At 53.2% G+C, this 26,250-nt stretch carries 24 protein-coding genes and 1 other RNA gene; 2 read left to right on the forward strand and 23 right to left on the reverse strand.

The window, feature by feature from the left end:
- Positions 1–39 precede the first annotated feature (39 nt).
- Positions 40–699 (reverse strand): TerC family protein, encoded by a 660-nt coding sequence (locus NSQ80_RS14110; RefSeq protein WP_009225571.1) that lies wholly within the window; start codon positions 697–699, stop codon positions 40–42.
- Positions 700–830: 131 nt separating this feature from the next.
- Here NSQ80_RS14110 and NSQ80_RS14115 point away from each other — a divergent pair, with 131 nt between their 5' ends.
- Complete coding sequence (locus NSQ80_RS14115; protein ID WP_009225570.1) at positions 831–1,535, forward strand: TerC family protein; 705 nt, start codon at positions 831–833, stop codon at positions 1,533–1,535.
- 61 nt (positions 1,536–1,596) lie between these two features.
- Here the strand turns inward: NSQ80_RS14115 and thiI are convergent, their stop codons facing one another.
- The 7 genes from thiI to NSQ80_RS14150 all read right to left on the reverse strand — a co-directional run bounded on the left by thiI (position 1,597) and on the right by NSQ80_RS14150 (position 7,926).
- Positions 1,597–2,832 carry a tRNA uracil 4-sulfurtransferase ThiI gene (gene thiI / locus NSQ80_RS14120; protein WP_260070456.1) on the reverse strand — a complete coding sequence of 412 codons (1,236 nt, stop codon included), beginning with the start codon at positions 2,830–2,832 and terminating at the stop codon, positions 1,597–1,599.
- 15 nt (positions 2,833–2,847) lie between these two features.
- Positions 2,848–3,987, reverse strand: coding sequence for a cysteine desulfurase family protein (locus NSQ80_RS14125; protein WP_036645596.1), 1,140 nt, complete (start codon positions 3,985–3,987; stop codon positions 2,848–2,850).
- 119 nt (positions 3,988–4,106) lie between these two features.
- Positions 4,107–4,874, reverse strand: coding sequence for a lytic transglycosylase domain-containing protein (locus NSQ80_RS14130; RefSeq protein ID WP_009225567.1), 768 nt, complete (start codon positions 4,872–4,874; stop codon positions 4,107–4,109).
- Between the two features lie 187 nt (positions 4,875–5,061).
- Positions 5,062–5,472, reverse strand: coding sequence for a hypothetical protein (locus NSQ80_RS14135; protein ID WP_009225566.1), 411 nt, complete (start codon positions 5,470–5,472; stop codon positions 5,062–5,064).
- Positions 5,473–5,501: 29 nt separating this feature from the next.
- Positions 5,502–5,666, reverse strand: coding sequence for a DUF1540 domain-containing protein (locus NSQ80_RS14140; RefSeq protein WP_009225565.1), 165 nt, complete (start codon positions 5,664–5,666; stop codon positions 5,502–5,504).
- Positions 5,667–5,863: 197 nt separating this feature from the next.
- Positions 5,864–6,367: a YpuI family protein gene (locus NSQ80_RS14145; RefSeq protein WP_009225564.1), complete on the reverse strand. Its 504-nt coding sequence runs from the start codon at positions 6,365–6,367 to the stop codon at positions 5,864–5,866.
- A gap of 314 nt (positions 6,368–6,681) precedes the next feature.
- Positions 6,682–7,926 carry an IS110 family transposase gene (locus NSQ80_RS14150; protein ID WP_016312179.1) on the reverse strand — a complete coding sequence of 415 codons (1,245 nt, stop codon included), beginning with the start codon at positions 7,924–7,926 and terminating at the stop codon, positions 6,682–6,684.
- 405 nt (positions 7,927–8,331) lie between these two features.
- On the opposite strand from NSQ80_RS14150, the gene NSQ80_RS14155 reads away from it, so the two are divergent.
- Positions 8,332–10,272, forward strand: a complete 1,941-nt coding sequence (locus tag NSQ80_RS14155) for a S8 family peptidase (protein WP_260070459.1) — start codon at positions 8,332–8,334, stop codon at positions 10,270–10,272.
- Between the two features lie 89 nt (positions 10,273–10,361).
- Here the strand turns inward: NSQ80_RS14155 and rnpB are convergent.
- The 15 genes from rnpB to NSQ80_RS14230 form a co-directional block, all read right to left on the reverse strand.
- An RNA gene (gene rnpB, locus NSQ80_RS14160) (RNase P RNA component class A) lies at positions 10,362–10,774 on the reverse strand.
- A 120-nt stretch (positions 10,775–10,894) separates the two neighbouring features.
- On the reverse strand, positions 10,895–12,010 hold the full coding sequence (locus NSQ80_RS14165) for a Nif3-like dinuclear metal center hexameric protein (RefSeq protein WP_009225562.1): 1,116 nt from the start codon (positions 12,008–12,010) through the stop codon (positions 10,895–10,897).
- The gene (locus NSQ80_RS14170; protein WP_036645658.1) at positions 11,986–12,747 is read right to left on the reverse strand and encodes a class I SAM-dependent methyltransferase; all 762 of its coding nucleotides are present in this window, start codon (positions 12,745–12,747) and stop codon (positions 11,986–11,988) included. Before NSQ80_RS14170 ends, NSQ80_RS14165 begins: the two co-directional genes overlap by 25 nt.
- A 317-nt stretch (positions 12,748–13,064) precedes the next feature.
- Entirely contained in the window at positions 13,065–14,189 is a 1,125-nt protein-coding gene (gene rpoD, locus NSQ80_RS14175; protein ID WP_009225560.1) for an RNA polymerase sigma factor RpoD, read from the reverse strand.
- Between the two features lie 46 nt (positions 14,190–14,235).
- The gene (dnaG, locus tag NSQ80_RS14180; RefSeq protein WP_260070460.1) at positions 14,236–16,059 is read right to left on the reverse strand and encodes a DNA primase; all 1,824 of its coding nucleotides are present in this window, start codon (positions 16,057–16,059) and stop codon (positions 14,236–14,238) included.
- Between the two features lie 101 nt (positions 16,060–16,160).
- On the reverse strand, positions 16,161–16,610 hold the full coding sequence (locus tag NSQ80_RS14185) for a YaiI/YqxD family protein (protein ID WP_036645591.1): 450 nt from the start codon (positions 16,608–16,610) through the stop codon (positions 16,161–16,163).
- A 154-nt stretch (positions 16,611–16,764) separates the two neighbouring features.
- Positions 16,765–18,846: a glycine--tRNA ligase subunit beta gene (gene glyS / locus NSQ80_RS14190; RefSeq protein WP_339299527.1), complete on the reverse strand. Its 2,082-nt coding sequence runs from the start codon at positions 18,844–18,846 to the stop codon at positions 16,765–16,767.
- The gene (glyQ, locus tag NSQ80_RS14195) at positions 18,839–19,726 is read right to left on the reverse strand and encodes a glycine--tRNA ligase subunit alpha (protein ID WP_036645656.1); all 888 of its coding nucleotides are present in this window, start codon (positions 19,724–19,726) and stop codon (positions 18,839–18,841) included. The genes glyS and glyQ overlap by 8 nt, the downstream gene beginning before the upstream one ends.
- Positions 19,727–20,167: 441 nt before the next feature.
- Entirely contained in the window at positions 20,168–20,917 is a 750-nt protein-coding gene (gene recO / locus NSQ80_RS14200; protein WP_260070462.1) for a DNA repair protein RecO, read from the reverse strand.
- A gap of 39 nt (positions 20,918–20,956) precedes the next feature.
- A complete protein-coding gene (locus NSQ80_RS14205) occupies positions 20,957–21,094 on the reverse strand; it encodes a YqzL family protein (RefSeq protein ID WP_009225554.1) in 138 nt (45 codons plus the stop codon).
- Between the two features lie 119 nt (positions 21,095–21,213).
- Positions 21,214–22,116 (reverse strand): GTPase Era, encoded by a 903-nt coding sequence (era, locus tag NSQ80_RS14210; protein WP_009225553.1) that lies wholly within the window; start codon positions 22,114–22,116, stop codon positions 21,214–21,216.
- Positions 22,117–22,617: 501 nt separating this feature from the next.
- Complete coding sequence (cdd, locus tag NSQ80_RS14215) at positions 22,618–23,028, reverse strand: cytidine deaminase (RefSeq protein WP_323077005.1); 411 nt, start codon at positions 23,026–23,028, stop codon at positions 22,618–22,620.
- 51 nt (positions 23,029–23,079) lie between these two features.
- Entirely contained in the window at positions 23,080–23,454 is a 375-nt protein-coding gene (locus NSQ80_RS14220) for a diacylglycerol kinase (protein WP_323077007.1), read from the reverse strand.
- Positions 23,454–23,951, reverse strand: coding sequence for an rRNA maturation RNase YbeY (ybeY, locus tag NSQ80_RS14225; RefSeq protein WP_339299533.1), 498 nt, complete (start codon positions 23,949–23,951; stop codon positions 23,454–23,456). Before ybeY ends, NSQ80_RS14220 begins: the two co-directional genes overlap by 1 nt.
- Positions 23,923–26,214 carry an HDIG domain-containing metalloprotein gene (locus NSQ80_RS14230; RefSeq protein WP_009225549.1) on the reverse strand — a complete coding sequence of 764 codons (2,292 nt, stop codon included), beginning with the start codon at positions 26,212–26,214 and terminating at the stop codon, positions 23,923–23,925. Before NSQ80_RS14230 ends, ybeY begins: the two co-directional genes overlap by 29 nt.
- Between the last annotated feature and the right edge of the window lie 36 nt (positions 26,215–26,250).

Consider the following 26,250-nt stretch of genomic DNA (forward strand, 5'->3'; position numbering starts at 1 on the left):
GTTTTTTTCGGATGGTGTGGATGGAACTGCTGAGTGCGGTTAACCGCGCCCGGCGTTACATTTTCGCAGCCAGCCGAACATAATAACGACCGCGGCGGTTCCCGCCGGTACGACTCGTGCCAATGCGGGAGCGGCCGCCGCAAGCGCCGGTCCAAGCTGCGGATCCTGCAGCAGCATTTCTCCGGCAGTGTATCCGAGGATGCCTGCACCGGCATAAACGAGGAGCGGCAGACGCTGCAGCCAATCGGCGATCAGGTTGCTGCCCCAGACCACGATCGGAATGCTGATGGCGATCCCGATCACAAGAATCGACACATCGCCCTCTGCCAGCGCGGCGATCGCCAGTACATTATCCAAGCTCATAATAAAATCGGCGGCAAGAATCGTCTGCACCGCCTTCCACAATGAGCTTGCGCCCGCCACGCGGGAGTGTTCCTCCTGCGGCAGCAGCAGCTTTACGGCAATAGCAGCCAGCAGTACGCCGCCTGCCGCATGAATAAACGGGATTTTCAACAGTAACACGGCTACCCAGGTCAAGACGCAGCGCAGCAGTACGGCTCCCAGCGCTCCCCACCATACCGCCCGCTTACGTTGTTTAAGCGGCAAATTCTTGCTCGCCATAGCTATAACAACGGCGTTATCGCCGCTGAGTACGAGATTGATGATTAATATTTCCGATAACAGCAGCAAATGTTCCAAGCTTATCCCTCCCCCCTACAACTTGTATGAGGGATGTAGCCAAGCTATGCCACTTTAAAAAACAACTCTGGACAAATGAATCCTTTTAGAGATTTAATACGTATATACGTCTATAGAGGAAGTGACATAACGTGGACTTATTTAGCGCTGCTTTTTTTCTCGCCCTGATCAATATCATTTTTATCGATCTCATTTTGGCGGGTGATAATGCAATCGTCATCGGGATGGCGGCAAGAAAACTGCCCCACTCGGTCCAGAAGAAAGCCATTTTATACGGTACCATCGGTGCCGTGGTACTAAGGATCGCCGCAACGCTGATCGTCGTATGGCTGTTGCAAATCCCCTGGCTGCTGGCGGTAGGCGGATTGATGCTGGTCTTTATCGCCTACAAGGTGCTGGCGGATGAAGGCGGCCATGACAACATCGAAGCGAAGGATAAGCTATGGCCGGCGATCCGTACGATTATCATTGCCGACGCCGCCATGGGACTCGACAATGTCATCGCCGTAGCGGGGGCGTCCAAGCAGCACATGGTGCTGGTGGTGATCGGCCTGCTGATCAGCGTCCCGATCGTTGTTTGGGGTAGTACCTTGTTTATTAAACTGTTGGACAAGTTCCCTTGGATCGCATATCTTGGCGCTGCAGTACTTGCCTACACAGCCGCCAATATGATTACGGAGGAACGCCATTTCGCGCATTTCTTCGAGGAGAACCCGTCTCTTCGTTATCTGCTGATCGCCATTGTGATCGCCGGCGTGCTGTTGGCGGGTTACATGAAGAAGCGCCAGCAGCGCAAAGAAACCGAAGGAGCTCAGACCCATCCGGCAACCCGGTAGAAAAAAGCAAAACCCGCATGCGGCCATTTGAATTTGGCCCGGGCGGGTTTTCTCTTTAGGGTTAGAACCAACTTTCCTGAACGACGTTGTCCTCCGCGTTATCCCGTCGCTTGATGCTGCGCCCGGGGCGGATAAAGATCGTTTCCGTATCCTCTACGGCTTTGTCAATCATCTCATCCAAATTCTCCAACGAACGCTCAACGTTCTCCAGGACCCTCAGATTCGGGTTGGTTGCTGGAGATTTCGGAACAAATAACGTGCAACAATCTTCATAAGGCAAAATCGACAAGTCGTACGTGCCAATCTGCTGCGCCATCGCAATGATATCCACCTTGTCGGTCATCACCAAAGGCCGCAGGATCGGGAGATTGGTTACGCGTCCGATCGCATTCATGCTGGACAACGTTTGGCTGGCTACCTGGCCCAAGCTGTCTCCGGTGACTAGAGCCAAGGCGCCATTCCGTTCCGCCAGCTTCGTGGCAATGCGCAGCATCGCTCTTCGCATCATCGTGATGATCAAGTTATCCTGACCAGTCTGTGCCAGCTTGGTTTGAATTTCGGTAAACGGCACAAGGTGCAGCTTGATGAAGCCGGAATATTGAGCTAACACGTTGGCTAAATCAATGACCTTTTGCTCCGCTTTTTTACTGGTAAATGGATAGCTGTGGAAATGAACGCATTCGATTTCCAATCCGCGTCGCAGCGCCGACCAACCGGCAACAGGGCTGTCGATCCCTCCGGACAACAGCAGCATGGCTTTGCCGTTTGAACCGAGCGGGAACCCTCCCGCTCCCGGTATCACTTCGCAGAACAGATACGTGCCCTGCTCCCGAATCTCTACGCGCAGCTCCAGTTCAGGATGATGGACATCCACCCGAAGCTCGGGGCAGGCGTTCAGGATCGGGTTGCTGACCAGCTTGTTCATTTCCTGCGACGAGTGGGGGAACGGCTTCCATATCCGGCGGGCGGTAACTTTAAACTTCGTTCCCGGGGCTGGCCCCAGCTCCTTAATGAAATCGACCGCGGTCTGAAGGATATCCTCCAGACGGGACGGTACAACCTTGATGGGAGACATCGAAGTGACGCCAAACACGTTCTTCAGCGCCGCGATCATCGGTTCAAGCGGCTCTCCGTTTATGGCAATAAAGATTCTTCCGTATTCTTTGATGACTTCCGCCCGGGGGAAGTCATGCATCAGCGCTTTGACATGGTTGTGGATCACTTTCTCGAAGCGCGAGCGGTTTCGCCCCTTGAGGGTAATTTCTCCAAAACGGAGCAGCAACATATCATATTCCATTTTAACATTTCTCTCCTATCGTAAAACCTGCAGCCGCTTAACACATTGCTTTAACGCGGCGAGCAGGGCGTCAATGTCTCGTTCTTCATGTTCTTCGCCCAGACTGATCCGAATGCCGGACGAGGCCACTTCCTTGGATTTGCCCATGGCCAGCAGGATGCGGCTCGGTTCACTTCGCTTGGAAGAACAAGCCGAGCGGGTGGATACGAAAAATCCTTCTTCCTCCAGCATGTGCAGCAACGCTTCGGCTTTCATCCCCGGATAAGAAAAATGCACGATGTGCGGCGCTCCTTGCGCCGGGGAATTGATCGTCAGCTCTGGCAGCTCTGCAAGCCCATGCATTAGACGCTCACGTAAGCCATACAGCTTGGCTGCCCGAGTCTCGCGGCCTTCCTTCGCCAGACGCAACGCCTTGGCGAAAGCCACGATATAAGGGATGTTCTCCGTACCTGAACGGTAGCCCCCCTCCTGTCCGCCGCCTGCCAGCAGCGGCGCAAGCCGGAGCCCCTCACGGACGTACAGCAGACCAACTCCTTTGGGTCCTCTTAGTTTGTGCGCAGACAGGCTGTATAAATCAATTCCGCTGTCAGCCAAGGACAAGGGCAGCTTTCCAAAGCCCTGAACGCCGTCCACATGGAACAGCACCCGAGGCGCAACCGCTTTAAGCATCCGGCCGATTTCCCCCACCGGCTGTACGGTCCCGGTTTCATTGTTGACATGCATGACCGACACCAGTACGGTGTCTGGACGCAACGCTTCCCGCACCTGTTCGACAGTCACGCCTCCATCCTCGTCAACCGGAAGAATGGTCGTCTCCCAGCCCCAAGTGGCCAACTGCTTGACACTCTCGAACACGGAGGGATGCTCCGTTGCCGTCGTGATCAAATGCTTGCCCCGCTCAGTAAACTGAAGGGCGACCCCTTTAATGGCCATATTGTTGCTTTCTGTCGCCCCGCCGGTAAACACGATTTCCCGCGACTGAACTCCCAGAGCAGCGGCGCTTACCTCTCTCGCTTTGTCCAGCAGCTTCGCACTCTCTTCGCCCAGCCGGTGTAACGAAGACGGGTTCCCATAGTGCCGTGCCATAACTTCTGCAACAGTCTTGGTGACGTCCTCGTAGGGCGGGGTCGTCGCCGCATGGTCGAAATAGATCATTATTTTCACCTTCATCTCAAAAAAGATCAAATGAAAAACGCGTATACCCGAAATCACCGCGATCGGAGCGTTTTCCCTTTGATCTTTCGAATCATGTACTACTCAATTTTTATAACCAATTAAGCCTCGTATTTCGCTTGCGCTCGCATAATCTTGGCAATATAGCCCTGCGTCTCCTGCGGCAGCAAATGGAACTTCTCCATCAGTTGCTCATCGTTGCTGATTCCCAGCCGCTGCAGTCTGCCCGGTCCGGCATTGTAGGCCGCAAGAGCCGTTTTGATATCCCCGCCGTAACGGTGGATTTGATAAGACAAATATTTGGTGCCTCCGTCGATATTCTGCGCCGGATCAAACGGATCGCTGACCCCCAGCCCTTTCGCCGTAGCGTCCATCAACTGCATCAGACCTTTGGCACCGGCGGACGATACCGCCTGCGGATTAAAGGACGACTCCGTGGCAATCACCGCTTTGATCAGGCTTTCCGGCACTCCATATCGCGCACTAGCCTGGGCAATCAAAGACTGCAAATCGGCTATACCCTCCGACTCCTGCCCCGGGACATCCCCTACCGTCTCTGCCGCAGCGGCCGTCAAGTAATTGGGAAGCATCTCTGCGAAGACTCCGTCCAACGATTCCCCAGAGTCAATACCAGCAGAATACAGATACCCTTGAAGCGACGCTAACAAAGATTGAGTATCGGCATTGGATTCGGTCTCAGGTGACGATTTCTCGCCCTGTTCCGCCAACATCAACTCCTGAAGCAATATATCAAACAACGAGCCGTCCGTATCACCGGTTACCCGCTCAGATGACGATTGTTGCAAGTTTAATGGGTTTAAAGACTGAAGCTGAATCAGCTGTTCCACCGTTCGCGGATCGATTTGCATGCGTTATAAGCTCCTTATCGAGGAATAACTAGTTCAATGCCTATATTTTACACGCAATCCGCGACTCATACCACCCTTTTTCGATAAAAGCTGCAGAAAAGAAAAGGCCAACGCCCTAAAGATGACGTTAGCCGATTGATATGACGGTCATGATTCCATCGCCACCAGCAGCCCCATCGGACGACTGTTAGCGGGTAAACGGCATCAGTACAAAGTAGCTTAACGTGGATACGAGCCCTAGGCCGATCGCCCAAGCTCCGGATGTTTTGTTGCCTTGGCTGTAGGCATAGAAGCCCATAACCGCAGCCAGCGGACCTAGAATAATCGACCATAAGAACAACGAGGCGATCCCTAAACCAACGCCGACGTAACCTACGGTACGTCCCGCCGTATTGGCGTTATCCGCAAGTTCGTTCCGGGAGGCATCGTGAGGTTCTTCGGATCTTTCACTGCGGACCACGTTACCGCTGAACGTCCCGGCCGGCGTGACCTCGGCCGCATACTCCTCACGGTGCTCACGATTTACTTTACGCGGATAGTCGGTGCGGCTCTTTTCGGCCGATTTTTTGTGGGGTTTGTCTGCTTTGGTATCCGTCATCTGAAGCACCTCCTTGAAATGTGTTTTCCTTACGACGATTTGGACTTAGGTTTAAACGTATGGCAGCAAGTGGAAGCGGACGATGAAGCGGTATCTCGGTGTTCCGTATCAAACGTTTCGCCAGCGAACTCTGCCGAATAACGGCTCTTCGCATGCTGATCGACATCGATCATAATGACGTCGGCATTGCACACGTTTTTCTCTCCCCAATAGGTGCAGTTGGATACGCTACATTTAACTATGGGTTTTTCCCCATTTGGCATATTGATCACCTCGCGTATCATTTTCTCCCCGGCCTGATTCCCTTATGCGCCGCACAATTAGCAAATCGTTCCCAAAAATAAAAAGATGCCGTGATCGCGGCATCTTGTCGTTTCATTTCATCCATCATTTATTTGGCGGAACGGTTTAATCGTAATTGGGTTAAATAATCGCTTTCATAATAATTTAGATCGTCCCGCAATTCCTCAAAAATCCCCGTGATATCCAGCACGATGTCGCGCGCCGCGCGAACCGGCTTCTTACGGAATCGAATGGCATCCTGCCCGGTATAAGCGTATCTGCCATCTTCGGAATAGCTTTCATTTTTAGGATAGAAGAAGTTATTAACGCAGTCATGGTACACATGGTATAGCACTTTCTCAGCAGCTTCGTCGTCAAAGGTTCCGCGACGGAGGGCAACGCCCAGCTTCTCGTAGCAAACCTCACTGAACACAAGCAGGTGACGCAGATCTGACAAAAATCCTTGGTAAAACAATACTCTGTCTTCGTCTTGGCCTTCCATAAGCTGCGGCAGAGAATGTTGGTTCAAGAACGTTTCAAGCTTCTCCACCGCTTGTTTTAATTTCTCTCGAGTGGTTTCACACAGCTGCCTGATGTTATTGGCTTGTGGCATGCGAACAATTCTCCTTCACCTGTAATGATCGGTATAGTCATTATCGAAATTATCGTAACACAATTTTACAGAATACGGTATCCCTCAAGAATAAAATCAGAGACATCACCTCACGCTATGGCTATGGACATTGGACACATGTTAAAGTCCAGCGGTATGATGTCAAGCTGTTGATTTAATCGAATTGGAAATTTCCCGTGCCTGTTGAGCGCGGAGTCACGAAAAAAGGGCGCATCAAACCAAACCCAGCCAAAAACCATGTCAGATACCAGATTTTTACTGGGAATTCGTGAAGGACTAAGGCAAAGGAGGCGTTAATCCTTGGCGCTATTCACCTTCCTTCGAGGCGTGTAGAGTTGGCCGCTGCGTAGCAGCACATCGACCAGACGCACGAGTTTTCTTGCCGTTAAGACGAGGGCGCGTTTGTGTTGATTCTTGGGCACTTCGTGATACTTCTTCCGGTAATATTCACCGAATTCTTCATCGCGCATCCTAACCGAGTTGGCAGCTTCAACGAGGTAGTAGCGCAGGAATCGGTTGCCGGATTTGATGCGGGCGGTGTCCTCCGCCTCGAAGACGCCGGACTGGTGCCTGCGCCACGTCAGACCCGCGTACTTGGCGACGGCGGCTTGATCCTTGAACCGTTCAATATCGCCGAGTTCGCCGAGCAGACCGGCTGCATAGACTTTGCCGATGCCGGGCACTGACAGCAAGCACTGAGCGCCTTGAATGCCGTCGAGGACCCGCTCGATCGCTTTGTCGAGATCCTTGAGCTGCTTCTGGATGCTGCGGATGGATTCGATGGAGGTGCCGAGCACCAGGTCAATCGAATCCTCCACGACCTTGGACAGCCGATAGGAGGCGCGGGCAGCTTGCTGAATGCAGCGGGCGACCCGCTCGGGATCGGGGAAACGATTGCGTCCCTTGTCCCGCAGATAGTCGGCCAGATCGGCCACGTCCATCTCGGCGATGTCATCGAGGCTGAACTTCTCGGAGAGCATCTCCATGAGCGCATGGCCAAACACGGAGCTGTCGACCTCGGTTGTAAACGCATTGCACTTGTAGAACAGGTTCTGCAAGAAGTACTGCTTCTCGCGAGCCAAGTTATGGACCAAGTGGAAACGCATGCGCGTGAGGCGTTGAAGGGCGACATACTGCTCCTGCATGACGATGGTGGTCGTCAGGCGGCCGAAGCGCAGGCGATCCGCAATGACCCAGGCGTCGAGCCGGTCGGTCTTGTCCATATCCGCATAGGCTTCTCTGAACTTGCTGATGAGCTTGGGGTTCAAGGTGAACACCTTGGCCTTGCGCTCTCGAAGCGCTGGATCCTGATGCAGGTACATGGCAGGGTGCCAGCTGTAGACGGAAGTGGCTTCCAAGCCGATGTGAATCTCGGTGACGGCCAACTTGTTCGCTGCAGCGACGATTTGGTCACGCAAGTGCGAGGCGCCATTCAAATTGTTTTTGACGGTGAGTGTCTCAAGCTTGTCACCGTCAGCGTTCATGAAACACGCTTCGAGCTCTTGCGAGCTCACGTCAATACCGACAAAAAGCTTCAAGTGAAATTCCTCCTTTCGCTAGGGATTCAGGGAATGGACGCTCCGGGATGCCTCCGGCGCACGCGCAGATCTATCACCCTCGCGTATGAGGACACACTTCGGGCCATGAGCTGCCCCGGATCTGCTAAAACCGGGCATGGGATGCCGAAGGGAACAGCCAGCGGGTAAGAAGCTCAGACGCGTACCGGAGAAACAGACTTAAGGAGTAGACGATGCTACTGGAGGCAGAAGGATTTCCCCGAATGGACCCTACGTTCCATTGTCCAGAGGCATACCGGAAAGTCCAGTCCCTGATGGAATTTTCAAAGAACAAGCTGGAAATTTGGAGGCTGTTTTCCATCCCCCGGGGGGATGGAAATGAACCTAAAAGAGCTTTTTAAAGATACTATACGAGGAGGTTAACTGATGAACTGGCGCAGATGGACCGCTTTGGGGTTAACGGGTGCTGCGGCGGTAGCTGCGGTTTCGCTTCTTCTCCCATCCGCGGACAATGACAAGACAACTCCACGGAAATCCGTAACTCAGCTAACCGTGCCAAAGCCGGCGGAGGAGCAGAAATTAAAGCAAAGCATGCTGAAACGGGATATGACCGCAACCGAACGGTTATCTCGGATGGACGCTCGGGGGCATCTTCGTTCGCTTGCGGCAAGCTCTCCCGGCAGCATAGGTGACAAGCTGCAAGATGCCGCGCAGAAATTGCAGAAGGATCATAAGCATTTTCAGGCGATCCTCTGGTACGATGCCACAAAAGGGCAAACCCGGCAGTTTCGGCGGGAGGATTTTAAACCGGATCCGGCTGTAAGTAAGCAGCTCAACACCTATTTGGGTTACGCGAAAAAAGCGTTAAGCAAATCAAGCAGTTATGAATCGCCTTCCTTCCCAGAGAAGCAGCCGAAATATTTCATTGCTGCAGAGCCGGTGAAGGGCAAAAAGCAAGGGATTATCGCAGTAATGGATATCGGAATCTTAGGGCGGGTGCAGGATCACCAGCATAAAAACCTGCGTTTGATTCCTTATCCGAAGGAAGGCAAATTCAAGGTAGAATCGGTGCATGCGGACACGCTGAAAGACATTACGGTGAAGACGGGGCATGACAACGAAAAAGCAAGCCATTACTACGAGAACGAAATCGTTGTAATGTTCCACAGCAAGCCAACAGACGAGCAAATAAAGCAGATTTTGGCCGACATCTCCGGCAAACCGCCGCGGAAGCTGAACAGCACCTACATCTTCCGTTCGGACACGATGAGCATGAATCAGCTGAAGCAATATTTTCAAAATAAATGGCAGCCAAAGTATATCGAGCCGCATTATCTCTATCTGACCAATGAAAACGGCGACAGCATTTGGGACGATCCGGAGAGCTACTATTACAAAGACGATAAGGTAGCTGGCACCGAAGATAATCCCGAGATTCCAAACGATTTGCTGTTCTCCGAATACCAATGGAATCTGCCGATTATCGAGACGAACCGCGGCTGGAAATTGTCGAAGGGCAGCAACGACGTGATCGTAGGGGTCGTGGATACCGGCGTGGATCTGACGCACCCTGATCTGCAGGGCCGATTGCTGAAGGGCTACAACGTGATCGAACCGGACAAGGAGCCTACCGATGATGTTGGGCATGGCACGCATGTGGCGGGCATCATTTCCGCCAATGTGAACAATGGCGAAGGGATCGCCGGCATGATGTGGGGCGGCAAAATATTGCCGGTGAAGGCGCTAGACAAATCCGGTTCAGGCACAACGTATTCGGTGGCCCAGGGCATCATTTGGGCGACGGACCACGGCGCTAAAGTGATTAATATGAGCCTTGGCAACTACGCCGATGCCCAGTTTTTGCATGAAGCGATCAAGTACGCATATGAGCGGGATGTGGTGCTGATTGCGGCTACAGGGAACGATAATACCGAACGTCCAGGGTACCCTGCCGCTTATCCTGAAGTGTTGTCCGTGTCGGCAACCGACTATAACATGCAGAAAGCTTCCTTCTCCAATTACGGCGATTACATCGACGTGATGGCCCCAGGTGAAAGCATCGCCAGCACCTATCCGGATAATCAGTATGCCGCGTTATCCGGGACATCGATGGCGAGCCCGCACGTCGCAGCTCTCGCTGCTCTGATCCGATCGGTGAATCCAGACCTGAAGAACACCGAGGTCATGGACATTATCCGGAAGAACGTCATCGATCTTGGTGAAAAAGGTCGGGACAAATATTACGGGTACGGGCAGATCGACGTCTATGCCGCGTTGCAGGCTGCTGGTGGCAGTGCAGCTCCGCTGCAGTTCTGGCCGCAGTCAGTCCAACGTAAAATGGAGCGTGCGGTGGATCGCGTCAAATAACTTCCTAAACCAAAAGCCTCCGCATCGCTGGAAGTTCATCCAAGCGATGCGGAGGCTTTGACATTGATATAAGTCATGTTCCCTTTAGTGATGAAAGTTTGCCATAAGCCGGGTTCTGTACTCGTTGCGGTATAACGGGAACCACCCTCCCGCCTTGAGTGACAATCATCTATCTAGGCCGCACATTACTGAGCGGCTCCAGCAACCAACCCGGACGCGCCTCGGGCAAAGGCCGCTTCACAAAGAAGCTGCGTCCCATTAGGTCTTGCTCCAGGTGGGGTTTACCAGGAACGAAGTCGCCAGCGTTCCTCGGGGTCTCTTACACCTCGGTTCCATCCTTGCCTGTGACCCCTCCACGAAGTGGAGAAGTCCATCGGCGGTCCATTTCTGTGGCACTATCCTTCAGCTCGCGCTGACTGGACGTTATCCAGCACCCTGCCCTGTGGAGCCCGGACTTTCCTCCCGCGGCTTTGCAGCCGCCGGCGATTGTCTGTCAAACTTTCGTAAGGCAACACTAGTTAGTATACAGACATTGCCGTCCGCTGACAAGAGCGCTTTTCCGGTAAGGCTGACGTTTCCTGCCAGCTTTGGAGACGGATATTCGTAGGTCCCAGACGCCATTTTACATAAATCGAAACGGCTCGGTGTTGACCTGGGAAGCATGTACCCGGGTTGCATATTTGTCTTCGCTTAATTTTTCAGTCAGCCAAGCAGCAACGCGAGGCTTCATGATCTTCTCCGCATTATGCCCCGGGTCGACGATCGCAACCCCAGCCATCCAGGCATCCTGTGCGGTATGGTAATCTACGTCCCCGGTGACGAGCACGTCCGCCCCGCGGAATTGGGCATTTTTCCAATACCGTCCGCCTGAACCGCCCAAGACTGCAGCTTTGCGAATCGGCCGGTCCAAATCCCCGACAACTCGAACCATCGGCACGTCCAGTCGCTCTTTGACGCGCTGCACGAAGTCCCGGAGCGTAACAGGCTCCGTTAGCTTCCCAACCCGTCCAAGTCCAAAAGTGCGCCCCTTCAAATCCATAGGATACAGATCATAGGCTACCTCTTCATACGGATGCTGCTTCAGCATCGCTTGAATGACCTTGTTGCGCAGGCTCTGCGGCACAACGGTTTCGATGCGTACCTCCTCGACCCGCTCCAGCTTGCCTTGGCTGCCGATATACGGGGCGGTCCCTTCTCCCGGCTTAAACGTGCCGAAGCCTTCGAGGTTGAAGCTGCAGTGGCTGTAGTTACCGATGTGGCCTGCCCCTGCGTTCAACATCGCCTGAAGCACCGGCTCGTGGTGATCCTTGGGCACAAATACGACCAGTTTATACAGGTTGTCCGTATGCACATCTTCAAGCGAACCGGCGCTTTCGATGCCCAGTGCTTCCGCCATCCAGTCGTTCATCCCGCCGTCCGTGACGTCGAGGTTCGTATGCGCGATATATACCGCGATATCGTTTTTGATCAGCTTCTCGTACACCTTGCCCATCGGCGTGTCGCTCTGCAAATGAGCCAGCGGACGATAAATGATGGCATGATGGGCGACAATCAGATCCGCCTCTAAGGCAATTGCCTCGTCTACAACCTCCTCATTCACGTCCAATGCTACGAGCACGCCCCGAATTTCCTTCTGCAGGCTGCCTAGTTGGAGGCCAATTTTGTCCCCCTCCATCGCCACATGCTTAGGAGCCAACTGCTCCATGTATTGCACTACTGTTTGTCCTTTGGCAAACATGCCAGCACCTCCTTTAACTGCTCCGATAACCGGGTAAGCTCCGCTTCCTTCTGACGGGATGCCTCCAGCGTTGAGGAAGCCACCGACCGGCGGATCCCCTCCAGCTTACGAAGCTCTGATTCCCATTTCCTGAAAAAGACTTCATTGGGGGCCGCGGTTAATCGAGGCCCCATCATGAGCAGGAGCTCGCGAGTCAAGCTGACCCGGCCTCCCGCCAGCTGGCGTTCACGGTACAGCTCAGCGTTCCGGACCTCGGCATCCGGCTGGGCTTCGGCCATCAGCACTTCGTAAATTTTGCCGTCCTCCTCCAAGATCGCCTCTTCGGCCAAATACCAATCGTGCTCGAGCAACCAGCGGCGGACAAATTCTCCGCCAACGTTCGGCTGCAGCACGAGCCGCTTGACACCGGCCAGCTTCGCTTGGCCGGCATCGAGAATGGAGGAGATCAGCGCCCCGCCCATCCCGGCGATGGTGATCACGTCAACTTCGCCGGGTGCAATCACGGCGAGTCCGTCCCCTTTGCGGACAGAGATCCGCGCCGTCTCCCCGGCTTCAGCCACCTGACGGCGTGCCGCTTCCAGCGGGCCGTCGTTCACTTCGCCGGCGACGGCGAAGACCGCTTGTCCGCTGCGCACGGCAGCCACGGGCAGCAGCGCGTGGTCTGAACCGATATCGGCAAACCGGCATCCGGCCGGAAGCCAGTCGGCAATAAGCTGCAATCTAGCTGACAATTTCATGTCGTTATCCACACCACCCATTTTTTCCTTAATTCACAACAATAGCAGATATGCCACATAGCGATCGATAATAAAGTGCCAGGGCATCACATACCGCGGAAAGCAGCTCCACAGCGATTTGCAATGCCCAGGGAAAAACGGTAAAATAAAAAACAATAAAGAAAAAGAAGGAAATTATTCCAAAAGAAAGGGACGACGCTTAACGGACATCAGAGCCGTTATCGACCTGCTTCCGGGTCTACGTCCATAAAGCGCCGCTGTAACAAAAATGACCTTGCTGCTTGGCTGCAGAAGGTCAAGATTGCAGGCGATGACGCCTATTCGAGGAAGTCCTTCAACCGCTTGCTGCGGCTAGGATGGCGCAGCTTACGGAGCGCTTTCGCTTCGATTTGCCGGATACGCTCCCGCGTTACGCCGAAGACTTTCCCCACTTCCTCAAGGGTTCTTGTACGTCCGTCGTCCAGTCCAAACCGTAAACGGAGCACGTTCTCTTCGCGTTCAGTGAGCGTGTCCAGTACATCCTCCAGCTGTTCTTTCAGCAGCTCGTAAGCCGCTGCGTCGGCTGGCGCCAAGGCTTCCTGGTCTTCGATAAAGTCGCCAAGATGGGAGTCGTCCTCTTCCCCGATCGGCGTTTCCAGCGAAACCGGCTCTTGGGCGATCTTCATGATCTCCCGGACCTTCTCCACGCTAAGATCCATCTCCGCAGCGATTTCTTCCGGAGCAGGTTCGCGTCCCAGCTCTTGCAGCAGCTGCCGGGATACCCGAATCAGCTTGTTGATCGTTTCGACCATATGAACCGGAATCCGAATCGTTCGGGCCTGGTCGGCAATCGCACGGGTAATGGCCTGACGGATCCACCAGGTGGCATAGGTACTGAATTTGAAGCCTTTCTTGTGGTCGAATTTCTCCACGGCTTTAATCAAGCCCATATTTCCTTCTTGGATCAAGTCCAAGAACAGCATGCCGCGACCAACATAACGTTTGGCGATGCTGACAACCAACCGCAGGTTGGCTTCAGCCAAGCGCCGCTTTGCCTCTTCGTCCCCGTTTTCGATCCGTTTGGCCAGCTCCATTTCGTCGTCCGCCGACAGCAGCGGTACACGTCCGATTTCCTTCAGATACATCCGAACTGGATCGTTAATCTTGATTCCCGGAGGAAGCGAGAGGTCGTCGTCATAATTAAAATCATCGTCATGCGAGTCGTCTCCATCGCCGCGGCTCCGATGATCATCGTCGCCGTCACCGGTAATGTCGATGCCGAGATCGGCCAATTGTTCAAAAAACTCGTCCATTTGCTCGGGATCCTGATCGAATGGCGAAAGCTTCTCCATAATTTCTTTATAAGTTAAGGATGATCTTTTCTTCCCTTGTTCGATCAATTGATCCCTTACCTGATCCAAGGTGAGTTCCGTTTCTAGTTCAGTATGTTGTTCATTCGTCATTTCTGGCTCCCTCCTCCCTAGAAACATCATCGAAAGTCCGTTCGTCTTACTGTCTCTCTAGGGCAATAATCTCACTTGCAATTTGCGCCGCACGCAAATAGTCACCGGCCCGTTCGGCCGAAACCATTTCCTCTTTCTTACGTTTGATCTGCTCCAGCAGCGGCACCTTCTGAATTTCACGGATACAATCGTCCAGCTCCTGTGTTGTCCATTCGGCCGGTGTATCCATCATCGCGATCGAGATGACCGTCTGCTCTAGCCGCTCATCTTGAAGTGAGGAAATGAAACGGCTGGCATCCGGGGGTTTCCCTTGCGCGTAATAGGCGTATAGATAAGCGGCAATCGCCACATGATCTTCGATGTTAAAGTTCGTCCCAAGGCGTTCGCCTACATAGCGGGACACCTCTTCGTCCTGCAGCATGAATGAAAGCAGTCTCCGTTCCGCCACATGAAAAGCGGGCAGCAACGTCGGCATGGATGCCTGCCCTTTTTTATGCCTACCATTATTCCACCTTTCGGGCTTATTATCCCCGGCATTTGCCTTTTTTTGCATAGCCGTTCTCAGCTCGTTACACTCTTGCTTCAAGCTGTCGAAGGACACCTGCAATTCGGCGGAGAGCTCCTTCAAATAAATTTCGCGTTCGCTTGGGGAGGAGAGCGCCGCAATAATCGGCATCGCCTCTTTGATATAAGCGATCTTTCCGTCTTCTTCTAGCAGTATATGGTTTTTTCTCAGATATATAAGCCTAAATTTAACGGAAGATACCGCACCATCCAAAACTTGATGGCGGAACCGTTCGGCTCCGTACTTTTGGATAAATTCATCAGGGTCCAGCCCTTCGCTGAGCATTGCGATTTTTACCTGGGAGAATCCTGCGCCTTCGAGGATCGGGATGCTCTTTAAGGCTGCAGCCTGACCGGCGGAGTCTCCGTCATAGCAGACCAATACCTCATCGGCAAGGCTCCGCATGATCGCCGCATGGTGTTCCGTCAAAGCGGTCCCCATGGTGGCGACACCGTTGTGAACTCCGGCTTCCCATGCGCTGATGACATCGCCGTAACCCTCAAACAGGACGATTTGGCCCGTCTTGCGGATCTCGTTCTTGGCTTGATGCAAATTGTAAAGAACACGGCTCTTCGTAAACAGCTTACTTTCCGGCGAATTTAAGTATTTCGGTTGCCCGTCGCCGAGCACTCTGCCCGCAAACGCAATCACTTTGCCGTTTCGGTTGTGCAATGGGAAGATGACCCGGTCGCGGAAGCGATCCACGTAACCGGAACCGTCCTGCTTCGATGACAGCAATCCACCCTTCTCCATCGTTTCCAGATTAAATGATCTCTTGTCCAAAAACTGGACGAGCGTATCCCATCTGGCGGGTGCGTAACCAATCTGGAACGTATCGATGGCCTTGTCGGTAAAGCCGCGGGATTTCAAATATTCCATCGCCGGCTTTCCGTATTCGGTGTTCTTGAGCAAATAATGATAAAGCTTGGAGGACCACTCATGGGCCTGCAGCAGCTCTTCCAACTCCCGGTTACGCGGGGTATCGGCGTAACCTCTGCCCTTATCCTCGTAAGGGATATGCGCCTCGTCCGCCATGATTCTGACAGCTTCGGGAAAGGTTAATCCTTCGATTTCCATCCTGAATTTGATGGCATTTCCGCCTTTGCCGCAACCATAGCAATGGAAAATTTGGCGTTCGGGTGTGACTGTAAACGACGGGGTCTTCTCCGAATGGAACGGGCATAACCCCTTCAAATACTTCCCCTGCTTCGTTAGATGAACGTGCTTGCTGACCGTATCGACGATATCGTGCTGACGCAGAACCGCCTCGATGACTTCCTCCGGAATGCCACGCCCGGTACTCATCCAAATCACCTTCATCTTTCACGCGTGAGTATCGCTCAAAATGTCAAAAGCACCGACATTTTGCTGCTCTCGGGTGACACGTAAATAGTAATTCGCTAAAACTATACATTCTCCTGCAAACGAATCAAAAGTTTTGACAAAGCGTCCGTAAACCGCTCACGGTCCTCGATGGTAAAAGGCTTGGGGCCCTTGGCGCGGTGCCCTGCCCGCCTTGCTTTCGCATGGTGATGACGGCGTTCGAGCAAATAGTCGATATTTCCCGGATGGTAGATATCGCCGCGTGGAGATATCCCGTGACAATCTCTCGCAATGATCAATGCCGCCAGCCCGTAGTCCTGGGTCACAACGATATCGCCCTTCTCTACATGAGCGGCGATATACATATCCGCGCTTTGTCCGCTGCGATCAACCTGGACAACCGTCACTCCCGGCTCCGGCTGCAGAACATGATCATATGAGGCCACCATGATCACAGGTACACCAAATCTGCCGGCCGTTTCGACAATTTCAGCCTTGACCGGACAGGAATCCCCATCGACGACGATCCGCATCCACCACGCCTCCATGTATTACAATATAACCTCGAAATGCCTGAATCTAAACAAGACCGTGCCGAAACTCATCGATATGTGCCGAATAGCGATGGATGGCTGACGGCAAGCCCTTCGCTTGCCGTCAGCCACACTTTTGCTTCATTGCCTTCTATTATGCCCAAACCAGTTTGCCGAAATCGGCAAAGGCTTTGAGATCTTCATCAATAGCCGCCAGCAATGCCAACCGGTTCGTCCGGATCGCATCGTCCTCGGCCATAACCATGACGGCATCAAAGAAAACCGTAATCGCATCTTTTAACCCGCCGATCAGCTCCAGCGCACCAAACGCGTCGCGGGAAGCCAGCGTTTCCCGGTATTTATCCGAGATCGAACGCCATGCCTCATACAGCGCTTGCTCCGCCGGTTCGCTTAGCAGATCGGAGCGAACCTTCTCTCCGGTGGCTTTGGCCGCCAGGTTGCTGACCCGTCCAAACGATTCAACAGTTGCTTTGAACTCTTCCTTCGTATCCACCGCTTCCATTAACGCCTTGCCGCGAGCTACCGTGGAGACGACATCATCATAACCTGCCGACAGAACGGCATCCACGACGTCGTAGCGTAGGTTTTCGTCCGAAAGCGTCTTTCTGACACGCAAGCCAAAGAAATCCATCAGATCCTTCATGATTTCATCTTCGCTGCGTTTCAGCCCGCGGAATTGCTGATGCGTTTCCAGCGCCAGCTTGAAAATGTCAGTGAGCGAAACAGACAGCTTATGCTCCACAATGATCTGCACGATGCCGGCAGCCTGACGGCGCAGCCCGTACGGATCCTGAGAGCCGGTTGGAATGATCCCAATCGAGAAGCATCCAACAATCGTGTCGATTTTGTCAGCGATGCTGACGATCGAGCCAACGGTCGAAGCGGGTACGGCATCATCGGCAAATCGCGGCTGGTAATGCTCAAAGATCCCTTTCGCCACCACTTCCGGTTCGCCGGCTTTACGGGCATAATCTTCACCCATAACCCCTTGCAATTCAGGGAACTCGTAAACCATCTGGGTAACCAGGTCAAACTTACAAATTTCAGCCGTACGCGCAGCAGCTTCGGCCGTTCCGGTATCCGTCCTCAGCATCGCCGACAGCTTCTCCGTATTGCGACGGATGCGGCGCACTTTGTCCCCGATCGTGCCAAGCTCCTCATGGAACACGATGCTCTCCAGTTTAGACAACGCGTCCTTGATCGCCAGCTTCTGGTCTTCCTCATAGAAAAATTTCGCGTCGGACAAGCGGGCACGAAGCACCTTCTCGTTACCGCGGGCAATCACGTCCAGCGACGTGTTGTTCCCGTTACGCACTGTGACGAAGTAAGGAAGCAGGTTGCCTTGCGCATTCAGCACCGGGAAGTAGCGCTGATGCTCACGCATCGAGGTAATAAGCACTTCCTGCGGAATGTTCAGGAACGACTCCTCAAACGTACCATACAGCACCGTTGGCGTCTCGACCAAGAACAATACTTCCTCCAGCAAATCTTCCTTCACGGCGATATGCCAGCCTTTTTCTTTGGCCAAGGCTTCGATTTGGTTCTGAATCAAGGCTTGACGTTCATTGACGTCCGCGATCACGTGCTGGCTGCGCAGCGTTTCCACATAGGCTGCAGGCTCTTCGATCACCGTTTCCGTTCCAAGGAACCGGTGTCCCCGCGTAACATTGCCGGACTTCACCCCGGCGATTTCCAGCTCGATAACGTCTTTGCCGAACAACGCAACCAGCCAGCGAATCGGGCGAACGAACTTAAAGTCGTAATTCCCCCAACGCATGTTCTTCGGAAAATTCATCGCCTGCAAAATGCCCAGCAATCCCTCGGCAAGAAGACTGGACGTCTCTACGCCCATCCGGCTTTTGCTGACATAAACATACTCCGTGCCGCCAACCTCACGGAACGTAAACTGTTCCGGGCTGGCACCCTGGCTGCGGGCAAAGCCAAGCGCCGCTTTACTCCACTGTCCGTTTTCATCCAGGGCGATTTTACGCGAAGGCCCTTTAACCTCCTCATGCACGTCCTCTTGCTTCTCTGCCACGTCTTTGACGAGAACGGCCAATCGGCGAGGGGTCGCATAAGCTTCGACTGCTCCGTGCTGTATGACCGATTCCTCCAGCCATTTCACCGTCCGCTCCTTTAATTGCTCCATCGCAGCGCGGATAAACCGGGCCGGCATTTCTTCAAGTCCAATTTCAAACAGCAGGTCCTTAGCCACGTGCAGCACCCCCTTTCTGAAGCATCGGGAATCCAAGCTTCTCGCGTTCCTCCAAGTAAGTTGCGGCAACCTGACGGGCCAAATTCCGCACCCGCGTAATATACCCTGTCCGTTCGGTGACGCTGATCGCGCCGCGGGCATCCAGCAGGTTAAACGTATGCGAGCATTTCAACACATAATCGTAAGCCGGGTACACCAAATGCTGCTCCATCGCTTTGTTAGCTTCTTGCTCGTACATATTAAACAGCGTAAACAGCATTTTCACGTCAGAGATTTCAAACGTGTATTTGGAATGCTCATATTCGGCCTGATGGAAAACATCACCGTAAGTCGTGCCATCCACCCATTCGAGCTCAAACACGTTCTCCTTGTCTTGAATGTAGGAGGCCAGACGCTCCATCCCATAAGTGATTTCTACGGCTACCGGATTCGTTTCGATCCCGCCGACTTGCTGGAAGTAAGTAAACTGCGTGACTTCCATGCCGTCTAGCCAAACTTCCCAGCCGAGGCCCCATGCGCCCAAGCCCGGATGCTCCCAGTTGTCTTCGACAAACCGGATGTCATGCTCCAGCGGATTGATGCCCAGCCGTTTCAAACTTTCCAAGTAAATCTCCTGGATATTATCCGGCGATGGCTTCATGATCACCTGGAACTGATGGTGCTGGTACAGCCGGTTCGGGTTCTCCCCGTAACGCCCGTCCGCTGGACGCCGGGAAGGCTCCACGTAAGCCACATTCCACGGCTCAGGGCCAATCGAACGCAGGAAAGTCATCGGGTTCAGCGTACCGGCCCCTTTTTCCACGTCATACGGCTGCACGACGATGCAATTCTGTTCTGCCCAGAACTGCTGCAGCGTCAAAATCATTTGTTGAAAGTTGATACTCATGGCGAACCTCATCTCCTAACCTTCAGGTTTGTTCAGCAAGCATGGGCTAGAAGGGAGAAATAAAAAGCCCCCGCCTCTACGCCTGCTGTCAGACGTAGGGACGAGAGCTGTAAGAGGCCATTTCCTCATACTTATAAGTTCCCGCGGTTCCACCCTACTTGATTTGCCGCGGCCTCCTATCGGTGACCATTGCCGGCAAATCCGCTTTTCACGATCGGTTTGTGCTCCCGGGCTGCCGCTTCACAAGACCGTCTATCCGGGCTCCCACCCTCCCCGGTCGCTTGTTCCTCTCCTGATCCACCAACATCGACTCAGAAAAAGGAGTTCATAGACTTCTTCTTGTTACTCTTCCCGTTCAACGCACAAGTCTCCCTCTTGAAAATGACACTTCGAGGGAGAAATTCTTTTATATATTAACTAATTTTATCGCGTTCGTCAAATTTCATACTTGTCCAGTTGATCGAGAAAATGGCGTGATTTCAGCTTCATCCCAAGCTGCATATCCATGAAGGCGCGCATCACGGTCTTTAGCTCCCGTTTCGTCTCGTCCTTGACCTCTACGTTTCCGAGCCGGCGCAGGTCCATTTTTTCAAATAACATGAGCAATTTAAGCACTCCCGGTGTGACCTGCATCGCGGCCGGATCTTGGTGACGGCAGGATCGGCAGAGCCTCCCGCCTAGCCGCGGGCTGACATACGGTGAATCGTCAACTCGCCCGCAGGAAACGCAGCTTTCAAACGAAGGACCGTAGCCTGCAGCCTGCAAGATTTTCATTTCGAACAGGTGGGTGACGATCTGCGGGTCCTTGCCCGACGATAAACCATCCAGGCAAGCTTTCAGTTGAGTGAACCAGAAGCTGCCCACCTCTTCATCCTGCAGCGTCTTGTCCAACAGCTCGCAGGCATACGAAGCGTAAGCCGCGAGAAATAGGTCCTCACGCAAAGAAAAGTGAGACTCAATCATCTCACCCTGGTTTAAGGTGCCCAAACCGCCGTTTTGGCGGAAGAACACATATTCTCCATGTGTAAAAGGCTGAGTCAGGGCCCCGTGGCGGCTCTTCACCTTCTTGGCGCCGCGCACCAGTACCCCGATTTTGCCGCTCGTTTCGGTACATAATGTAATAATTTTATTGCCTTCCCCATAATCCATGCTGCGGATGACGATTCCTTCCACCCTGTAGAGCATTTCGTTTCCCCCAAACTCGCCTCTCCCGCCAGATCCGTACTACTCGGCTTCTGCCTCTAGAATCAGCTCTTCGGCAGCCGCAGCCTCCTCCTCATACGCGCTGCTGGCTTCTTTATAAAGCAAGTAAGCATCGACATCTCCAGTCATCGCAAAATACTTCCACGAAAAATCTCGCATTCGTATTCACCCTTTCTTCGGAAATGACGCCTGCATCTACAAAGAATAGGATGTGCGCATGAACGGGATCTATGCGTTGCAATAACTCCCAGTATAAAGCTAGAACTAAACGTTACGCCTTAAGCGTCCTTATGGAACCCGAGGTCCTTCAAGATCCGTTCTTGGTTACGCCAGTCTTTCTTCACCTTCACCCATAACTCAAGAAAGATCTTCGATCCAAGCAGGTTCTCGATATCTTGCCGGGCCAGCTTACCTACTTCCTTCAGCAGCGCCCCCTGCTTGCCGATAATGATCCCCTTCTGGGAATCACGCTCGACGAAAATGACCGCGGAAATGTACACCACGCCGTTCTCCTGCACGCGCATATCTTCAATCGTGACAGCGATCGAGTGCGGCACTTCCTCGCGGGTGAGATGCAAGATTTTCTCACGGATCAGCTCGGCGCAGACAAATTGCTCCGGATGGTCCGTGACCTGATCCTCCGGATAATACTGCGGTCCTTCCGGCAGGTATTTGCCGATCTGCTCCAGCAGCCGGTTTACGTTGTTCCCCAGCATTGCGGAAATCGGCACGATTTCGCTGAATGGATAAAGCTTGCTGTACTCTTCAATCAACGGCAGCAGCTGCTCCGGCTCAACGCGGTCGATTTTGTTCAGCACCAGAATGACCGGCGTCCGTACATCCTTTAGCCGTTCGATGATAAAGCGGTCGCCGCCGCCCAATCCTTCCGCGGCATCAACGAGGAACAACACGGCCTCGACTTCGCCAAGCGTGTTGAGCGCCGTCGTATTCATATAGTCGCCAAGCTTGGATTGGCGTTTATGAATCCCCGGCGTATCCAGAAATACGATCTGCATCTCTTCCGAGGTATAGACGCCGTGGATTTTATTCCGCGTCGTTTGCGGTTTATCGGACATAATGGCGATCTTTTGCCCGATGATATGGTTCATCAGCGTGGATTTACCCACGTTTGGGCGTCCCACAATCGCCACAAAACCGGATTTGAATTTTGCTTTTGCCATATATTGAGTTCCTTTCGTGTGACCTGATCCGTTTTTCTGACGGGATCGGTCTGTGTTGGTTCTGTGAGTTCGTGTTGTGTGAGAATCTGTGGTGGTTCGCTTTGGTTTCGCGGTGTGCTGTGTCCCCTAGCGTTTGGTTCGGTTCATCGACCGTTTGGTCCGCGTTCCCGGTCCGTGTCTCCAACCGTTCGTAACGGAACGTAATGACCTTATTTGCCCATTTCCCGGCGATTTCCCGCTTTAACGGAACTCAGAGCCCTTATCGGCACTCACGACGTCCATTTTCCGTGAAAAGTCCGAAATAACGTCTCCTGGTTCCGTTAGAATTCCAAATCGCCTCTATACAGCAAAATAACGTCTCTCAGTTCCATTAGAGATACTGCAAGGAGCGTTCGATCGCGGTTGGAGTAACGTCAGGATCGGAAAGCCCAGCTGAATCCAAGATTCGACGTCGAATCCGCATCAGCGCGCCGCTTCGTGATCCGAAGCCGCCTTTTTGAACTACTTCTGCTCCTCCAGATGGGAGGGGCCGAAGGCGTAGGGGAGCAACTCCCGTACCGTCGTCTGACGGATGTCGCCCTTCAGATTGCCCAGGATGACAGGCATGTCCGGCCCGCACAGTTCCAGCAGCACCTGGCGGCAGACCCCGCAAGGCGCAACCGGTTCCTCTGTGTCGGCAACCACGGCGATAGCTTGGAACGTCCCGGGTCGATGCCCATCGGCAATCGCCCGAAACATCGCGGTACGCTCCGCGCAGTTCCCAGGGGAGTAAGCCGCATTCTCGACATTGCAACCGTGGTGAACCTGTCCTTTGCTATCGAGCAGAGCTGCCCCAACGCCGAATCCCGAATACGGAATATAAGCCGCTTTGCGGGCTTCGATCGCTTCTTTCATCAATTGACCGTAATCCATAACCATATCATCTCCTTCAACCAAAGCAAAAATAAGTTACGGGCTCCAATCTTACAGCAGCCCCAGACAACGCATCAATGGCTCGTAAAAAATCAATATCCCGATCACTAAGGCAAAAACCGCAGCGACCAGTACAGCCCCGGCTGCAGCATCCTTGGCGATCTTGCCAAGACGATGCCACTCAGGGGCTGCGAGATCTACAACGGCTTCAATCGCCGTATTCACGAGCTCAAGAGAAATAACCAAGGCGATGACGAGCAGCAATAAGGCCACGTCTCTCGCGGGAAGGGATAACGCAATCGCCGCGGCAATCACAATGACCGCCGCGACGCAATGGAACCGCACATGACGCTGAGTCCTTAGCGAAGTAGCGATTCCCTCCAACGCGTATCGAAAAGATGAACTCCAGCGGCGCGACGGCTTCATTAGCGAACAAGCCCCACCTCGGCGAGCGCCGCTTCTTGTTTGCCCATCATTTCCGCTTCGCTAACCGCGTCTTGATGATCGTAACCTAGCAGGTGCAGGAACCCGTGCACAAACAGAAATCCGATTTCCCGCTCCAGCGAATGACCGTACTCCTCACTTTGCGCTTTGGCCCGTTCCACGGAGATGATGATATCTCCAAGCATTTCGGTCATATCGTCCAGCTCTTCGTCTTCTTCCAGCTCATAGACGATTTCCGGCTCTTCCTCCAGCGATTCGTTCATCGCAAACGACAACACATCGGTCGGCCGGTCGATGCCGCGATAATCGCGGTTTAATTCGTGGATCGCCTCATCGTCCACGAACGTGAGCGCCACTTCGCCTTCCGTGATACCTTCCGCTTGTCCAGCGATCTGCAGCACCCGCTCCAAGAGATCGATCAGCTCCTGACTGATCTCCATTTTATCCTGCTCATTGCTCCAAGCCAGCTGTAGGCCCATTTACGTTTTGCCCCCTGTCCTTCTCCTCGTTCTCTTTACTCTTCTTGACTTCCTCCGGATATTCAATCCGCGAATGGAAGATGCCCATTACCGTTTCCTTCAGCGTTTGGGCGATGATATCGAGCTCCCGCATCGTCAGATCACATTCGTTAAACTGGTGATCATCCAAGCGGCTCTTAATAATTTTCTCGATCATGGACTCAACCTGCTCCACCGTTGGTTTGCGCAGGGAGCGTACGGCCGCCTCAACACTGTCGGCAATCCCGACCACAGCGGCCTCCTTCGATTGAGCCTTAGGCCCCGGATAGCGGAAATCATCCTCCGTGAAATCCGGTTCAACGCCTTGTTCCTCCGCCAATCGCAGCGCCTTGTGGTAGAAATAATGCAAAAACGTCGTTCCATGATGCTGCTCGGCAATATCCCGGATCGGCTTCGGCAGCTTATATTCCTTTTGCATCTCCACCCCATCCCGGGCATGGGCGATAATAATCGATTTGCTTAACTTCGGATCGATAAAGTCGTGTGGATTTTCCATGTTGTTCTGATTTTCGATAAAATAGCTCGGCCGCTTCGTCTTCCCGATATCGTGATAATACGAACCGACGCGGCACAGCAGTCCGTTGGCACCAATCGCTTCGGCTGCCGCCTCCGACAGATTGCCCACCATTACACTGTGATGGTAAGTCCCCGGCGTTTCCGTCAACAGCTTGCGCAGCAGCGGGTGGTTGGGGTTCGACAGCTCCACCAGCTTAAGCGCCGAGAGGATGCCGAAGGTGACCTCGAAGAACGGCATCAAGCCGATGACCAAAATCGTTGTCAACAATCCCCCAGCAACGGAAAATCCAAGCGCATATAACGTGCTGGTTTGCGTCCAGTCCTGATTATCAATCAGCTGCAGGGCAAAGATCGACAGCGCGCCAAACAAGCAGATCATAATCCCCGCCTTGAGCAGTGTAGAGCGCTGGCTGGCCCGGTGAATCGCGAAAATCGCAGCAAACGAAGTCACCAAAGCGAAGAACCCAAACTGAAAATCAAACATTTCGCTTTGCCGCTGATTTAAAATGATGCTAGCCAGAACGCTAAACAAAAAGGAGCAGAGATAAGCGAGCGGCAAATCCAGTAACAGCGTAATCAGCATCGCACCGGTGGCAATCGGGGCTAAATACCCGATAAAAGCCTGCTGTTCACTCTGCAGAATGTTGATGACATGCATCGAAGCAATCGTGATAAAAATAATTAGCAGCAGCATAACGAACTGCGCGTTGTTGTATTTGAACCGGCTGGCGCCTTCCGATTGACGAATAAACATAATCAGCCCGGTCGCCATCAGCAAAGACAGCAAAACGAGCCCCAGTTGCGGTGAATAATCGACCTCATCCTTGAGAAGGCCGTTCTTCTCCAGCAGGGTGTACATTTCCTGGGTAATTCTTTCGCCCTTATGGACGAGCACATCCCCTTGCTTAATATATACCGTAGGCGTATTCTCGCGCGCTTCCACCTTCGCCGCCTTCGTTGCTTCTTCATCATAAAACTTATTAGCGGTGATGGACAGACGGGCAAGCTCCTGCACAACCTCGCGTGCAGTCCTTTTGCTTAGCGAGCTTGTGCTGACCATTTCCGCGACTTTTGCCCGTGCGGTTTGCGCTTCAACGATCGGATCCGCCGTCAGCCGGGCCACAATATCCGCAGCAACCGGCTTCATCGCGTTGATATCCTCTGCCGTTAAGCGAGGGATCTTGATAAACGTCTCTTCCGAAATGTGATATTGCTGTTCATCAATGCGCTGGGTCACTTCCTCAAACAAGGTCGCCGAATAAACGCTGGAATTCCGATTGTTCATGATGAAGTTCTGCACATAATCCTTAACGCGCTGCGGCAGCTCCTCGCGATAGATCTTAATCTTATCTTCTTCCGAAACCTGGTCGTCCTGGTTCAAGCGGAAGATCCGGTCAAGCATTTGCGCGACTAATGTTTCGTTGCGGAGCGGCAGGATAGTGTAGACCTGTCCCACCTTCTCGGCAGCCTCCTCCTGCGCTTTCAGCGTCGCCTTGGTATCGGGAATGTCCATCGGCGCCAAGATTTCCTTCTCGCTCGGCAAACCTACCGCAATGTCATACGTTTCGGGCAACAATTTGGGCGCCAAGCTGACGTAGAACATAACGACAAGCAGCGCGAACAGAACATAACGCACGCTGGTGCTATGCTTCCATCCTGCAAATCTGAATTGTAACGCGCTTTTCTTTTGCTGATCGTCATTTGTCATATTAGACAGCCCTCCTGAACATGGTAAACCCTAACA

This window comes from Paenibacillus sp. FSL K6-2441, from assembly GCF_037964765.1.
In the GTDB taxonomy this organism is placed as follows: Bacteria; Bacillota; Bacilli; order Paenibacillales; family Paenibacillaceae; genus Fontibacillus; species Fontibacillus phoenicis.

Coding starts and splice junctions, on each gene's coding strand:
- thiI (WP_260070456.1), bottom strand. CDS start 2,832: ATGGAATATGATATGTTGCTGCTCCGTTTTGGAGAAATTACCCTCAAG.
- NSQ80_RS14125 (WP_036645596.1), bottom strand. CDS start 3,987: ATGATCTATTTCGACCATGCGGCGACGACCCCGCCCTACGAGGACGTC.
- NSQ80_RS14130 (WP_009225567.1), bottom strand. CDS start 4,874: ATGCAAATCGATCCGCGAACGGTGGAACAGCTGATTCAGCTTCAGTCT.
- NSQ80_RS14135 (WP_009225566.1), bottom strand. CDS start 5,472: ATGACGGATACCAAAGCAGACAAACCCCACAAAAAATCGGCCGAAAAG.
- NSQ80_RS14145 (WP_009225564.1), bottom strand. CDS start 6,367: ATGCCACAAGCCAATAACATCAGGCAGCTGTGTGAAACCACTCGAGAG.
- NSQ80_RS14155 (WP_260070459.1), top strand. CDS start 8,332: ATGAACTGGCGCAGATGGACCGCTTTGGGGTTAACGGGTGCTGCGGCG.
- NSQ80_RS14165 (WP_009225562.1), bottom strand. CDS start 12,010: ATGTTTGCCAAAGGACAAACAGTAGTGCAATACATGGAGCAGTTGGCT.
- NSQ80_RS14170 (WP_036645658.1), bottom strand. CDS start 12,747: ATGAAATTGTCAGCTAGATTGCAGCTTATTGCCGACTGGCTTCCGGCC.
- rpoD (WP_009225560.1), bottom strand. CDS start 14,189: ATGACGAATGAACAACATACTGAACTAGAAACGGAACTCACCTTGGAT.
- dnaG (WP_260070460.1), bottom strand. CDS start 16,059: ATGAGTACCGGGCGTGGCATTCCGGAGGAAGTCATCGAGGCGGTTCTG.
- NSQ80_RS14185 (WP_036645591.1), bottom strand. CDS start 16,610: ATGCGGATCGTCGTCGATGGGGATTCCTGTCCGGTCAAGGCTGAAATT.
- recO (WP_260070462.1), bottom strand. CDS start 20,917: ATGCTCTACAGGGTGGAAGGAATCGTCATCCGCAGCATGGATTATGGG.
- NSQ80_RS14205 (WP_009225554.1), bottom strand. CDS start 21,094: ATGCGAGATTTTTCGTGGAAGTATTTTGCGATGACTGGAGATGTCGAT.
- era (WP_009225553.1), bottom strand. CDS start 22,116: ATGGCAAAAGCAAAATTCAAATCCGGTTTTGTGGCGATTGTGGGACGC.
- cdd (WP_323077005.1), bottom strand. CDS start 23,028: ATGGATTACGGTCAATTGATGAAAGAAGCGATCGAAGCCCGCAAAGCG.
- NSQ80_RS14220 (WP_323077007.1), bottom strand. CDS start 23,454: ATGAAGCCGTCGCGCCGCTGGAGTTCATCTTTTCGATACGCGTTGGAG.
- ybeY (WP_339299533.1), bottom strand. CDS start 23,951: ATGGGCCTACAGCTGGCTTGGAGCAATGAGCAGGATAAAATGGAGATC.
- NSQ80_RS14230 (WP_009225549.1), bottom strand. CDS start 26,214: ATGACAAATGACGATCAGCAAAAGAAAAGCGCGTTACAATTCAGATTT.